At 40.6% G+C, this 434-nt stretch carries 1 pseudogene; it reads right to left on the minus strand.

Annotation, left to right across the window (positions count from 1 at the left end):
- Positions 1-221 (minus strand): annotated as a pseudogene (locus tag FLQ44_RS11255) (hypothetical protein); the annotation flags it as partial.
- Positions 222-434 lie beyond the last annotated feature (213 nt).

Consider the following 434-nt stretch of genomic DNA (forward strand, 5'->3'; position numbering starts at 1 on the left):
TCATAGCCCATGATGGCGGGTGTTAAGACACGATTGCCCACAAGAGTCTGAAAAATGATAGAGGTACATGCCACACAAATTCCGCCCAATACAATCGCAGCAAGTCTAAATAGGCGCTGAGGAATGACATAATCCATATCAAGGTGGGAACCGAAGAATATAAAAACAATTGCAAGAGCAACGGTTGCACATAGCATTGTGCCGAGCTTGTTTATATTCATTAGCGCAGCCCTCGCAGTATCAAGAGCAAGAAGATCATTCCTCCTGCGCCTGCATGGCCTGCACATCCTGCTTGGTTAGCCCAATTTGTTAAAGTTCTTGGTGCTAACATCACTTTGTAAACATGAAAAGCTAGATTTTGCATACACATCAAAATCTAGCTTAATCTTCATCAATATTCTTTAGATTACATATAAATACATTAAATTGAACCT

This window comes from Vogesella mureinivorans, from assembly GCF_007644035.1.
Taxonomy (GTDB): domain Bacteria; phylum Pseudomonadota; class Gammaproteobacteria; order Burkholderiales; family Chromobacteriaceae; genus Vogesella; species Vogesella mureinivorans.